7 protein-coding genes are annotated in these 12,392 nt (G+C 68.8%); 4 read left to right on the top strand and 3 right to left on the bottom strand.

Features of this window, described 5'->3' with window-relative positions:
• The first annotated feature begins 374 nt into the window (after positions 1 to 374).
• From HMPREF2883_RS15120 to HMPREF2883_RS08490, 3 genes are read left to right on the top strand one after another with little or no spacing between them, the layout of a single operon-like run.
• The gene (locus tag HMPREF2883_RS15120; protein ID WP_070661034.1) at positions 375 to 1,325 is read left to right on the top strand and encodes a hypothetical protein; all 951 of its coding nucleotides are present in this window, start codon (positions 375 to 377) and stop codon (positions 1,323 to 1,325) included.
• Positions 1,322 to 2,413 (top strand): hypothetical protein, encoded by a 1,092-nt coding sequence (locus tag HMPREF2883_RS08495; RefSeq protein ID WP_070661031.1) that lies wholly within the window; start codon positions 1,322 to 1,324, stop codon positions 2,411 to 2,413. The genes HMPREF2883_RS15120 and HMPREF2883_RS08495 overlap by 4 nt, the downstream gene beginning before the upstream one ends.
• Entirely contained in the window at positions 2,410 to 3,087 is a 678-nt protein-coding gene (locus HMPREF2883_RS08490) for an ABC transporter ATP-binding protein (protein WP_070661030.1), read from the top strand. The genes HMPREF2883_RS08495 and HMPREF2883_RS08490 overlap by 4 nt, the downstream gene beginning before the upstream one ends.
• 34 nt (positions 3,088 to 3,121) lie before the next feature.
• Here the strand turns inward: HMPREF2883_RS08490 and mfd are convergent, their stop codons facing one another.
• The 3 genes from mfd to HMPREF2883_RS08480 all read right to left on the bottom strand — a co-directional run bounded on the left by mfd (position 3,122) and on the right by HMPREF2883_RS08480 (position 9,567).
• Positions 3,122 to 6,880 carry a transcription-repair coupling factor gene (gene mfd / locus HMPREF2883_RS08485; RefSeq protein WP_070661029.1) on the bottom strand — a complete coding sequence of 1,253 codons (3,759 nt, stop codon included), beginning with the start codon at positions 6,878 to 6,880 and terminating at the stop codon, positions 3,122 to 3,124.
• A 152-nt stretch (positions 6,881 to 7,032) separates the two neighbouring features.
• Positions 7,033 to 8,061, bottom strand: coding sequence for an FRG domain-containing protein (locus HMPREF2883_RS14205; RefSeq protein WP_082187397.1), 1,029 nt, complete (start codon positions 8,059 to 8,061; stop codon positions 7,033 to 7,035).
• Positions 8,062 to 8,244: 183 nt separating this feature from the next.
• Positions 8,245 to 9,567: a hypothetical protein gene (locus tag HMPREF2883_RS08480; RefSeq protein ID WP_070661028.1), complete on the bottom strand. Its 1,323-nt coding sequence runs from the start codon at positions 9,565 to 9,567 to the stop codon at positions 8,245 to 8,247.
• Positions 9,568 to 10,068: 501 nt separating this feature from the next.
• Between HMPREF2883_RS08480 and HMPREF2883_RS08475 the strand changes: the two genes are divergently transcribed.
• The gene (locus HMPREF2883_RS08475; protein WP_070661027.1) at positions 10,069 to 12,339 is read left to right on the top strand and encodes a YveK family protein; all 2,271 of its coding nucleotides are present in this window, start codon (positions 10,069 to 10,071) and stop codon (positions 12,337 to 12,339) included.
• Positions 12,340 to 12,392: the final 53 nt, after the last annotated feature.

Genomic DNA, 12,392 nt, shown 5'->3' with positions numbered 1-12,392 from the left:
GATCTACTGGCCGGGGGTTGTGCGTACTGCACGATAGCCCCACCTACGTGGAGTACACCCATCCCTCCCCCAGTAGCCCCCGACCCTCGTGCAGTGGCCAGCGGTTGCGCGACCGAGATCGACACGGCACCGTAGATATAGGTGAGGCATGGGAGCCGTCACGGCTGAGCGGCCGCACTGTGGTCACACGCCTGCCACCTGTCCGTCAGCACTCGGGTCAACCATCAGGGAGGTACTCGCTCATCAGCCCAGCCACCAGAGTCGCCGGCTGCGAGGATCGCAGCCTGTCCGCTCCCCGACTGGCGAGCACAAGGGTCAGATTCCTCCCTCATGCCGGCAGGTCGGCAGGCGGGGCACTGTCAGTCGTTTACGGGATGCTGGTCACCTTCCTGGCTCTGGCGGTGCTGTGGTGGGGGCAGACTCGGTCAACCGCTACCTACGGCATGCCCGGGCCGACGACGACTCTCACGCTGTCCAGCTCCGCCCGCTCCGCAACCGAGGAGCAGCAGCTCACGGCCGCCCGGCAGCTGCGCGCACTTCTTACTCAGGAGGGCGTCAGTATGGTCAAGGCCTCTCAGGGCGATGGCGACCCCATCCTCGTAGTCCTCGATCCCAAGCAGCGCATCGACTGGACCGGCCCACTGAATACCGATTCGCGCTCTGGTCTCTTTGCGATCCGCGGGACCTATTCGAGCACTGTATGGAGGACACGCGGGCAGGCCCCGCTGGCACCTGCCGGACGCACCGTCCTCGGTACCGTGAGCGTCCCGGGAGTCACGCCCTCGACCAGCAGCCTGCAGTTCGTGGAGCCGCTTGGTAGCGCACCGTTGGGCACCGGGGAGCTGCTCCTGGGAACAACGGACCCGGCCTTGATCGCACGTGTCAGCTCTGTGTTGGAGGAGTCCGGGCTGACAGTCGAGAACACCCAGCGCCAACCGGCGCTGGTGTCGCTGGTGCGCGACACAACAGTGGCCACGGCCGCACTGTTCGCCGCCCTGGGGATCGTCTGCATCGTCATGTCCCTGGCGCTGTCGCTGCCTGAGCAACGCGAAGAGATCCGGCTGCGTCGCATGGTCGGCGCCACCGAGGCGGCACTGGTCCGCGAGCGCTGTAGCCGGGAGCTGCTTGAGGTCATCGCGGGGACCGCAGCCGGAGCGCTTGGTGCAGGAGCTGCGGCGGCGTTGGTCGCCCAGGCTCCGCTCTCGCCGCCGGAGCTGGGGGTCCTGGTCGTGGGGGCGGTGGTGGGCGGTGCCGTGCTGTGGATGGCACGCCTGCTCACCTTCGCCATCTGGTTGCGTCTCGGGCTCAGGGGTGCCGGGGCATGATCCACACCGAGATCGCGGGCGCTCTGGGCGCCGCATGGCGCCACCGTTGGAGCACTGCGGGTATCGCTCTCATGTTCACGCTGGTCAGCGCGATCCTCACCATGACACTGGCCGAGGTGATGACCCAGACGTCAGTGGTCGTGGCGGCCCAGCGCCTGCGCGAGCTCGATGCCACCACCTTCACGCCCTACTACCTTGGGGATATGGACAACGATCCGAGCACCGGCCTGATGGAGGACCTGGGTGACCGCATCACCTCGGGCTCGGCCTACACGATGGTCATAGGCAACGTGGAAGTCAACGACCCTTCCTTCGCCGGAGGCAATCCAGTGGTGGTCGTCGTCGGGCAGGCCGCTCAGAACGCCGTGACCGGAGCCAGGCTCTGCTCGCCGGCGCCCTGCGCCATGGTCGGGGACCAGGTCCCCCATCCCGTGGACGGACCGCTGCACCTCGGAGGTCGCAGCGTGCCGGTAGCAGGCCGAACGCCGTCGTCGGCCACGCTCTTCGACCCCGCTGCGGTGGGGATCGACCTGGGCAGGTCGGTGCTGATCGCGCTGCCGCCCTCGAGCCTGGATCACCTGGATGGCACCGAGCAGGAGGAGGCTGTGTGGCGCACGGTTCTGCTCCGTGCCACCGACGACGACACCGAGCAGTTCATCACGGCTGCCAGACAGGACCGACTCGCCCTGGTTCCGCACCGGTTGGCCGCCGATCAGCCCGAGCGCTTCCGCAACCTCCTGGTGTGGGCTGCCATGCACGGCGTCGGCCTGCTGGGGCTGACCGCCCTGGTCTCCATCGCCTACAGCGCCTCCATCCGGTCGGTGCTGCGCCGCGAGCGAGCCGACCTGCTGCTGCGTCATCTCTATGGCGCGACGTCGGCTCAGCTCACCACGCGCCTGGCAGCCTTCCTGGCTGCCACCATGCTGGTGCTTCCGGCCCTGGCGCTCCTGGCCTTGGCAGCCAGCACGCTGTTGACGAGCGCCGCAGCAGCAGCCGGGGGCATCCTCCTCATCATCTACCTGGTCTTTCTCATGACGACGGTCCGCCGTGTGCGAATCGAGTTCGCGCGATCCGGGAGACTCCGATGACGCAGGCCTTGGAGCTGATCGAGGTCAGCGTCGACTACCACCGTGGCGGTCAGCCGGTCCACGCACTCGACTCGGTGTCACTCGCCATCGGCCGGTCCGAGTCGGTGGCGGTCGTGGGGCCCTCCGGGTGCGGCAAGTCGACGCTGCTGGGCGTGCTGGGGCTGACGATCCCACCGACCTCGGGGAGTGTCCTCGTCAACGGCGTCCCCGCCCCCTCCGACCCGGACAGGCGGGCCCGGACCCGTAACCGCTTACTGGGCCTCATCCCTCAGAGCGGGGCGGTCATCGACCACCTGAGCGTGCTGGCGAATGTCGCCCTTCCCCTGGAGTACAGCAGGCCCCGCACCAGGCGCAGGGACAGGCATGAGCGGGCTAGACAGGCCCTGGCCGACGTCGGGATCGCCTGGGCCGAGGCGAGCGCGCCCCCGCGGCTCTCGGGTGGGGAGCGTCAGCGTGTGGCCGTGGCGCGGGCCTTGGTCAACCGGCCGCGCTGCATCCTGGCCGACGAGCCCACGGCGTCGCTGGACTCCGTCACCGCCCTGGAGGTCACGTCACTGCTCATCTCCCGGAGCACTCGTGACGACGGCAGCCTCATCATCGCCACGCACGATCCGCGGGTGGCTGAGGTCTGTGACCGGGTCCTGACCATGCAGGACGGCCGGCTCACCGGTTGAGGCGCTCAGGCACCATCCCTCATCAGTGCGTGCCTCAGCGGCGTTTGCGGTAGGTGGTGGCCTCGGTCTCGTAGGAGGCGTCGCCCTGGACGACGGCGCGCAGGAGCACCTCGGCCCACCGCACGACCTCCTCACCGGACAGGCCCGCCCCGCCCATGCGGTTGGTGCCCGGGGCGGGCACCACGATGGTGCGCGTGGCCGGCTTCAGCACGGTGCCCGGGTAGAGGCGCGTGACCTTCATACGCGCCGACTCGGGCAGATCCACCGGGGCGAAGCGCACCGACTTGCCCTGGGCGACGATCTCACGCACCCCCAGCTGGGCGGCCAGGGCCCGCAGCCGCGCCAGCGCCGCCAGACGGGCGGTCGCCTCCGGCACAGGCCCGTAGCGGTCGACCAGCTCCTCCAGGACGTCGTCGACCTGCTCCCCCGAGCGCGCCGCCGCGAACTTCGTGTAGGCCTCCAGGCGCAGGCGCTCGTGGGGGATGTAGTCCTCGGGGACGGTGGCGTCAACGGGCAGCTCGATGCGCAGCTCGACGTCCTCCTCATCGCCCTCCTCGAAGCCGATCATGTCGGCGCCGGCCTTCCCGGAGCGGGCCAGGGCCTTCTTGTAGGCGGCCACGGCCTCGGAGACCATGCGCACGTACAAATCGAAGCCGACCCCGGCGATGTGCCCGGACTGCTCGCCGCCGAGCAGGTTGCCCGAGCCACGGATCTCCAGGTCCTTCATGGCCACCTGCATCCCGGCCCCCAGGTCGGTGTTGGTGGCGATGGTGCGCAGGCGCTCCAGGGCCGTCTCGGTCAGCGGCTTGTCGGAGGGGTAGAGGAAGTAGGCGTAGGCCCGCTCCCGGCCGCGCCCCACGCGCCCGCGCAGCTGGTGGAGCTGGGACAGGCCCATGCGGTCGGCGCGGTCCACGATGAGGGTGTTGGCGTTAGACACGTCCAGCCCGGTCTCCACGATCGTGGTGCACACGAGCACGTCGGTCTCCTTACGCCAGAAGGAGTCGATGACGGCCTCGAGCTGGTGCTCGTTCATCTGCCCGTGGGCGGTGGCCACGCGCGCCTCGGGCACCAGCTCGGCCAGGCGCGCAGCGGTGGCGTCAATGTCCTCGACCCGGTTGTGGACGAAGAACACCTGCCCTTCACGCAGCAGCTCGCGGCGGATCGCGGCGGAGACCTGCTTGGTCTCGTAGGCGCCCACGTAGGTCAGGATCGGGTGGCGGTCCTCGGGCGGGGTCGCCAGGGTGGACATCTCGCGCAGGCCGGTGACCGCCATCTCCAGGGTCCGCGGGATCGGGGTGGCGGACATGGACAGGACGTCCACGTTGGTGCGCAGCGCCTTGAGAGTCTCCTTGTGCTCCACCCCGAAGCGCTGCTCCTCGTCGATGATGACCAGGCCCAGGTCCTTGAACTTCACCTGGCCGGTGATGAGACGGTGGGTGCCGACGACGACGTCGACGCTCCCCTTCTCCAGCCCTTCGAGCACCTTGGCGGACTCGGCGGCGTCCTGGAAGCGGGACAGAGCCGCCACGGTCACCGGGAAGCCTGCGTAGCGCTCGGTGAAGGTCTCGGCGTGCTGACTCACCAGGAGCGTGGTGGGCACCAGGACCGCGACCTGCTTTCCGTCCTGGACGGCCTTGAAGGCGGCGCGCACGGCGATCTCGGTCTTGCCGTAGCCGACGTCGCCGCACACGAGCCGGTCCATCGGCTGGGCCTTCTCCATGTCGGCCTTGACCTCGTCGATGGTGGAGAGCTGGTCGGGGGTCTCGGTGTAGGGGAAGGCCTCCTCCAGCTCGGTCTGCCAGGGGGTGTCGGGGCTGAAGGCGTGACCGGTGGTGGCGGCGCGGGCGGCGTAGAGGCGCACGAGCTCGCCGGCGATCTCGCGCACGGCCTTGCGGGCCTTGGACTTGGTCTTGGCCCAGTCGGCGCCGCCCATCTTGCTCAGGGCGGGGCTGTCGCCGCCGACGTACTTGGTGACCTGGTCCAGGGCGTCGGTGGGCACCAGAAGGCGGTCGCCGGGCTGGCCGCGCTTGGAGGGGGCGTACTCGATGACGAGGTACTCGCGGGTGGCCGAGGAGCGGGCTCCGCCCACGGTGCGCCGGCTCAGCTCGATGAAGCGCCCCACCCCGTGCTGGGCGTGGACCACGAGGTCCCCGGCGTGCAGGGACAGGGGGTCCACGGAGCGGCGGGCGCGACGGGCCGGCAGGCTGCGGCGCTCGCGGGGGCCGGCGCCGGCCCGCCCGGTGAGGTCGGACTCGGCGATGAGTGCCAGGCGCAGGCCCTCGGCGAGGAAGCCGTGGCCGGCGCTGGCCTGGGTGACGCGCACGACGCCGTCGCCGGGGCCCGCCGTCGGGGCGCCATCGGCACCAGTTGAGCCGTCGGCGTCATCAGCAACAGCGGCCGGGGCGGGGGCCCAGTCGCCGTCGCGGCCGAGCTCGCCGACCTCGGAGAGCTGGTCGACGATGCGGGCGGGGACGTCGCCGTCGCCCAGGAGCTGGGCCATGCGTCGGCCGGGTCCGGGGCCGTCGGTGGCCACGACGACGGTCCAGCCCTGGCGGGCCAGCCGGCCCAGGTCGGCCACGGCCCGCTCGAGCTCGCCGCGGTAGGTGTGGGGGTCGCTGAGGTCCAGGCGGGTGGTGTCGGGGCCGGCGGCCAGGGCGGTGAAGGACCACCAGCCGCGGTTGGAGGACAGGGCTAGGGCCCGGGCCTCGGCCAGGTGGGCGAAGGCGGCGGCGGACAGGTCGACGGGGACCGTGCCGCCGGAGGCCGCCGAGGTCCAGGCGGCGGCGAGGAACTCGGTGGTGGTGGCGGTCAGGTCCTCGGCGCGCTTGCGCACCCGTTCGGGCTCCAGGAGCACCGTGAGCCGGTCGCCGACGAGGTCCAGCAGCGGGACCATCGCGTCGACCAGGACCGGGGCGAGGGACTCCATGCCCTCCACGGCGATGCCCTGGCTGATCTTCTCCAGCATGTCGGCGGCGCCGGGGACGGCGTCGACCAGGGCGGCGGCGCGCTCGCGCACCGTGTCGGTGAGGACCAGCTCGCGGCAGGCGGTGGCGGTGACGGCGCCCAGCGTCTCGATGGTGCGCTGGTCGGCGACGGCGAAGGAGGAGACCTCATCGATCTCGTCGCCGAAGAAGTCCACGCGCACCGGCCTGGGCTCGGAGGGTGGGAAGACGTCGAGGATGCCTCCGCGCACGGCGTACTCGCCGCGGGACTCGACCATGTCGACGCGCGTGTAGGCGGCGGCCTCCAGGCGGCGGGCGGTCTCCTCCAGGCCGACGGTCAGACCGGGGGCCAGCTGGACGGGCTCGAGCTCGCCGAGCCCGGCGATGACGGGGGCCAGCAGGGCGCGCACGGGGACGATGAGGACGCGGATCGCCCCGCCCTCCTCGGGGTGGGCCAGGCGGCGCAGGACGGACAGGCGCTGGGCGACGGTGTCGGCGCGCGGCGAGAGGCGCTCGTGGGGCAGGGTCTCCCAGGCGGGCATGACGGCGACGTCGTCGGCCGGCAGGTAGCTGCGCAGCGCCAGGGCGGTCTCCTCGGCCTCGCGGCCGGTGGCGGTGACGACCAGCAGCGGCGTGCCGGAGGCCTCGGCGGAGCCGGCCGCCGGCGCGCCGCCGCCGGCGACCCGCTGGACGCCCTCCTCTCCCAGGGCCATGGCGGCCAGGACAGCGGGCCGGGCGCCCGGTGCGACGACGAGGCTGCGGTCGGTGCGCGAGCGGGAGGAGGCGGCGCGAACGGTGCGGGCGATGTCGGCGTCGGCGAGCAGCGGAGGCAGGAGCGCAGTCAGAAGCACGGCCGCGAGTCTAGTGACTCCCCGTCCCGGCACCACTGGTGGGCCGGACCGGCCGGCCGGCGAAGGCCCGGCGGGACCAGTCCCGGCTGCGGATCCGGTTCCAGGGGTTGTCGTGCCCGGCGACGACGCCCACACTCCCAACGGTTACACAACTAATTAGATGCTGCATACCTCAGCAAACGACGCACCTCTGTTATTGGCGGATATACCGAATCCTTAAAAATTTCATCATCATGCAAGAGCTGGCGAATCTGGCTCTTAAATTGATGTGGCACTCTAATCGTCAAAGCGGCGGCCGTCCATTTCGATTTTCTAGGCTTTACGCTCCTCCCTAAGCGTATATCAATAAAATCATTGAGGCGCTTCCTGTGGTCAGCTTTACTCCCATAGTTAGGAAATTCTACAGCTATCGAAGAAATTCGACGCATGTCATTGTTGTGAACACTTTCATTGGGGGCTCCAGGGTACTGGACTTTTCTGTAATAATGATGCTCCCCTTGACTCGAAGTAAGCCCCCCAACAAGAAAGAATCCCTTCTGAGAAATCATCCTCACATCCGAAAAAGGCAAAAGCACTGGCCACACAGAAGTTTTCCACCGCTTTAACTTATTCTTACTATCCCACCAAACAAGATTACGTCCGGGGTCAACCGCCTTGGGGAAATCGCGCACCCACCTATGGGGCGATGTCGAAATGAGGAAAAGGCGACCATCCTTTGAATCCAACTCTTCGCAAGCAAAATACAACGCAACCTTCCAGTCCGTCGACACATCAATGAGTCTAGTTGGGACCTGATGATGCTGTAAAACAGTCAGCGTTTCAAGAGCAGTCAAACGGCGTCCAATACCATTTTGACGAGCCAGATCCAAAATACTTTTTTCCGTGGCGGCAATCACTCTTTCATTCCGGTCAACCATCCGTTGTCCTTCAAAGAATTTACCTCCCCCCTCCAGTAGCCGATAAAGAGAGGAATGTAAACCCCAATCAGCACAAGCCTGCCCTCGAAAAAAACATGATTCTACCTCAGAGATACCTTTCGCCATTCCCATATTTTCGTGCTGATACGTTGGAAGACCATCAAGAAGGACACTGAGTTCATCGTAAAATTTCTTAGCACTTTTTGCATGGAAAGCTAGCTCCCTTTCCGCCAAAAATTCACCGACGGTCCAACTGACAGACATACTAATGATCCCTTTCTGTTTACTACTGCGTCTCAATGCCGACAATTTGCATATTCACAACTATTTTAAAGCGAAAAATTCGACACGAACCATTCCCTCACGTCACACCTTTTATTACTGTTCGGAACAAATATAACATTGGCTCTCCTGCATCAATCGGCTGGACCAGCGCTGCTGCCCGAATCAGTTGCCCCGACCCCAGTCCCGGCTGCGGATCCGGTTCCAGGGGTTGTCGTGCCCGGCGACGACGCCCACGCCCCCGCCCACGGTGTGGTTGCGGCTCTCCAGCAGGACGGAGACCTGCGCTGAGGCGGCCATGCCGGCGATGAGCCACACGACGGTGCCGATCTGAGTGATGAAGGCGACCGTCCCGTAGGCCGGGATGAGGCTGAGCAGGGCGATCTGCGCGGGGTTGGAACGCTGGACGACGGCCCTGAAGCCGTAGACCAGCAGACCCACCATGAGGAGCACTACGGGGAGCCAGCCGAAGCGCAGCGCGCTCAGGAGCAGGTCGTTGTCGATGGAGCTGTAGCCGCCCCAGGACACCGAGTCCCCTGCCTTCTGGTAGACCGGGGACAGTCCCAGTGGCTTGAGCTGACGCACCAGGACGAGGATGTCGCCGCGATAGCCGGCCGAGTCCTCCTGCTCGCGGCCGGCCGAGTCGAAGACGCCCAGGACGTAGGGCAGCAGCACGCTGCCCACACCGACCAGCACCATGAGGAAGCTCATCCGCCACAGGGCGGGGATATTGATGTGCACCTGCATGAGGCTGAGGATGACGGCGATGATGGCGCAGGCGATCGCCGAGCGGGAGAAGGTCGGGATGGTCGCTCCCAGGACGAGGGCGCCGGCCGCGATCCGGTAGCCGGGCCTCCACCGCGTGGCCAGGATGAGCGGGATCCCGGCCGCCAGGCACACTCCCAGGGCGATGGGGTGGCCGAAGGCCCCCTCAACGCGGGTGAAGCTGCCCCGGGCCAGGGGCGGGGCCCACTCCTCGTAGAGGTTGTTGTCGATAGTGATGTAGCTGAAGGGGTTGATGGTGGTGACGGCCTCGAACAGCGCCAGCACGGCCACCGCGATCCACACGACCGCCAGGACCTCCGCCATGCGCCGCAGCCCGAGCCGCTCCACGAGCAGCCGTCCGGCGAGGTAGGCGGGCAGGGCACCGAAGACGACGTCGGACAGGACGTAGTTGAGCGGCGAGCCCGCGGCGACGGACAGGCCCACCAGGCACCAGGCGGTGGCGACCATGAAGTCACCGCTGGTCAGCCGCCACGAGAAACCGGGCAGGAGGGCGAGGATCACCAGGAAGCAGGCCAGGGTGGCCGGAGGCACATTGGGCTCGAAGGGGATCATCACCCACACCGGCACGAAACCGATGGCGCCCACGACCAGGCCGGCCCCGACGATGGGGCGGCGGTGGATGCGGTCGGCCACGAAGATGAGGACCGCCAGGGCGGAGGCCACCATGGGGAGGACGATGAACAGGGTCCTGGCGAAGGACATCGTTCCTCCCTTGTCCTGTCATGGCCGCGGTGATGTCACGGCGGCCGAATCAGTGGTCGATAGGTGGTTTGTCGGCGGACGGAGCTGCACGGCGGCGAGCCGCCACAGGACCGCCGTAAGAAGTACCCGGGAAGATGCTGGGAGAGCCTCCGAGGCCCTGACCAAGGTCAGGTGCAACCGGAAGAAGTCCGACGACGTCGCCCCGGCAGGGCCGACCCCGACGCCTTCTTCACTGCTGGGGCGGGGGTCCTCAGGGTCCTCGCCCGTCACACGGTTCCGGTGAAAGACTCACCACATCACCCGCTCCCCCGCGTCTGAGGATTCCAGGCGTGGCCGGGGGCGCAGCGAAGGCTACTACAGTCACCGAGACCTCAGCGTGATCTTACAGTTAGGGTTGGGCCGTAACCTTTCAGCATCCGCCGGGCCATACGGCCCACGGTGTCCAGCGGGCCGCCGGAACCGATCAGATCCAGATCATCCCCAGACCAGATGAGGAGCAGCGTGCAGCCGTCGCAGATCCTTCACGCCATCCGCAGGAACCTTGTCGCCTGCCTCGTCATCCTGCTCGTGTGCATCCTGACCGGGCTGGGAGTGGCCCTGGCAACGAAGCCGGTCGCAGTGGCCACCACGACCCTGGGCATCCAGCCCAAGTCCAGGGAGACCCCGTCCTTCTCCACCCAGGCCAAGGACCTCATGCCGACCCTCGTGGAGCTCTCCACGAGCCCGAAGGTCCTCGATCCGGCGGCGGCCAACCTGAACATGGAGACCACCGATCTGGCGCAGGCGCTGACGGTCACCAACCCGCCCGAGACCCTGGTCCTGTCCATCACCGCCAAGGCCGGCAGCAAGCAGGAGGCTGTCGACATGGCCCAGGCGACGGCCGACTCGCTCAACAAGGAGCTCTCCTCCGGTGAGCTGCTGGGCAAGCAGGCCCTGGGCATGACGACGAGCACCACCTCGCCCGCCACCACGGCCAACACCACCATGGAGCGTCCCGGCGCCCGAGCCGCGGCGATCTCCGGGCTGCTGCTGGGTCTTCTGGCCTCCGTGTCCTATGCGATGTTCCGTCACCGTCGTGACAGCGGCCTTGGCGGCGACAGTGGCGCCGAGAACCGTCCCGGGCGTATGGCGGCCGCACTGAACACCCTGAGGCAGAAGACCTCGGACCTGCTGCGACCGAGCCAGCAGCCGCCCGCGCAGCCTCAGATGCAGGCGCAGCCGCCCTACCAGTATCAGCAGCTCCCGGCCCCATCCCAGGTCCCGGCCTTCCCCGAGGCCTCTGGCATCCAGGCTCCCGGCGCCATGGCCCCGCAGGAGGCCCCCACCTCGATGCCGTCTCCCGTCTCCGCGCCCATGCTGCCAGCCCCGACGTCGACCCCGGCACCCCCGGCACCGACGTCTCAACCGACGGCTTCATCCGCACCGGTCCCGGCCTTCCCGACCCCGCAGTCGCCGCAGCAGACGACCGCAATGCCCGCGTTCTCCGACTCCGCGTACCCGGCGGCCCAGCCAGTGCCCTACGCCCAGGAGCCGGTGTCTTCCGCACAGGAGCCGGTCCACTCCCCGGTGCCGACGTCGCTCCAGGCCTTCCCGGTGCCCGCCACGTCGTCAACGCACTCCCCCGTCTCCATGAGTGCGGCGCCACTGTCTGCGGCCTCGGCGGCCTCGGTCTCCGATCGGTCCTCGACACAGCCCCCCGCCCAGGGCCCCGCCCCAACCCCCGCGCACAGCTTCACCTCCGGAATCACCTCCGCCATGCAGCGTCAGCAGGCCGACCGGCCCGCGCCGGCCACCCCGGCCGGGACCCTGTCGGCCGGGACCGCCTCATCCCAGTCGGCCTCTGAGGCCACCGCCCCCTACCGGCACGCGCCACTGCCCCCGCCGCAGCCCACCCCCGCCGACCTGACGGTGCCGGCCTCCCCGTCGATCGCGGTGCAGCCCTACACGGCCGCCCCGGCCTCCGGGAGCCACCGTTTCCCGGGCGCACCGGACGGCCCCACCCGCCGCAGCACCGCCCTGCCCACCGGGCAGACCGTCTCCGGGTCCTCAGCCTCCCCGGCCTCCTCCGCTCCCTTGGCGGGGTCCTCCTACCAGTACCCTCCGGCGCCGGCATCGACTCAGTCACCTGCCCCGATGTCCTCCCCCACCGACTCCCTCTCCGCCACGCCGACCACCGGCCGTCGGCGTGTTTCTGCGCCGACGTCGAGCTCCGCGCCGAGCGTGCCCACTCGGCGGCGCATCACCTCGCCGTCGGCAGACCGCCCGGCGTCGCCGGCCGGCTGGCAGGACGCCTCCTCCCTTCCCACGACGACGGGCCGGCGCCGGGTCCAGGCGGATTCCTCGACCCCCGAGCCCGCAGCCGGCGCTGAGGACTCACGCGCCGCGGCGCGCACGCAGGCCCCGGCCTCCGAGACCGGCTCCCCCACCGCCCCGTCGACGTCGATGCGTCAGCAGGCGCCCTCGCGCCGGCAGACCCTGGCTCGACGCCGGCGGATGTCCAAGCCGCGGCTGACTCTCGTGACGCCGCTGTCCGAGGAGTCCTCCATCGAGCAGACCCGCCATCTCACGCCGGTGTCGGCGTCGGCGAGTGGGCGCCACCGCAGTCCTGATCCGCCGGACGCCCCGCCGCCGCCTCCGCCGCCGTCGATCCGGCCCAGCCAGCAGATGGCCTCGGCGTCCTCGGCCTCCTCAGCGGCCCGGCACTCCGCCTCAGCCTCGGCGGCCTCCGCGGCCTCGGCCGGTCGCAGGCAGTCAACGCGCCGCTCCTGGTGAGCCGGCTACCGGCACCATCGTCAAGGGCGGGTCCGATGCTTGAAGCATCGGAC

The sequence above is a fragment of the Actinomyces sp. HMSC075C01 genome (genome assembly GCF_001812965.1).
GTDB classification, from domain to species: Bacteria; Actinomycetota; Actinomycetes; order Actinomycetales; family Actinomycetaceae; genus Actinomyces; species Actinomyces acetigenes.
The sequence above is the reverse complement of the archived record's forward strand: the minus strand, read 5'-3'. Positions and strand labels throughout refer to the sequence as shown.

Coding starts and splice junctions, on each gene's coding strand:
- HMPREF2883_RS08490 (WP_070661030.1), top strand. CDS start 2,410: ATGACGCAGGCCTTGGAGCTGATCGAGGTCAGCGTCGACTACCACCGT.
- HMPREF2883_RS14205 (WP_082187397.1), bottom strand. CDS start 8,061: ATGTCTGTCAGTTGGACCGTCGGTGAATTTTTGGCGGAAAGGGAGCTA.
- HMPREF2883_RS08495 (WP_070661031.1), top strand. CDS start 1,322: ATGATCCACACCGAGATCGCGGGCGCTCTGGGCGCCGCATGGCGCCAC.
- HMPREF2883_RS15120 (WP_070661034.1), top strand. CDS start 375: ATGCTGGTCACCTTCCTGGCTCTGGCGGTGCTGTGGTGGGGGCAGACT.
- HMPREF2883_RS08480 (WP_070661028.1), bottom strand. CDS start 9,567: ATGTCCTTCGCCAGGACCCTGTTCATCGTCCTCCCCATGGTGGCCTCC.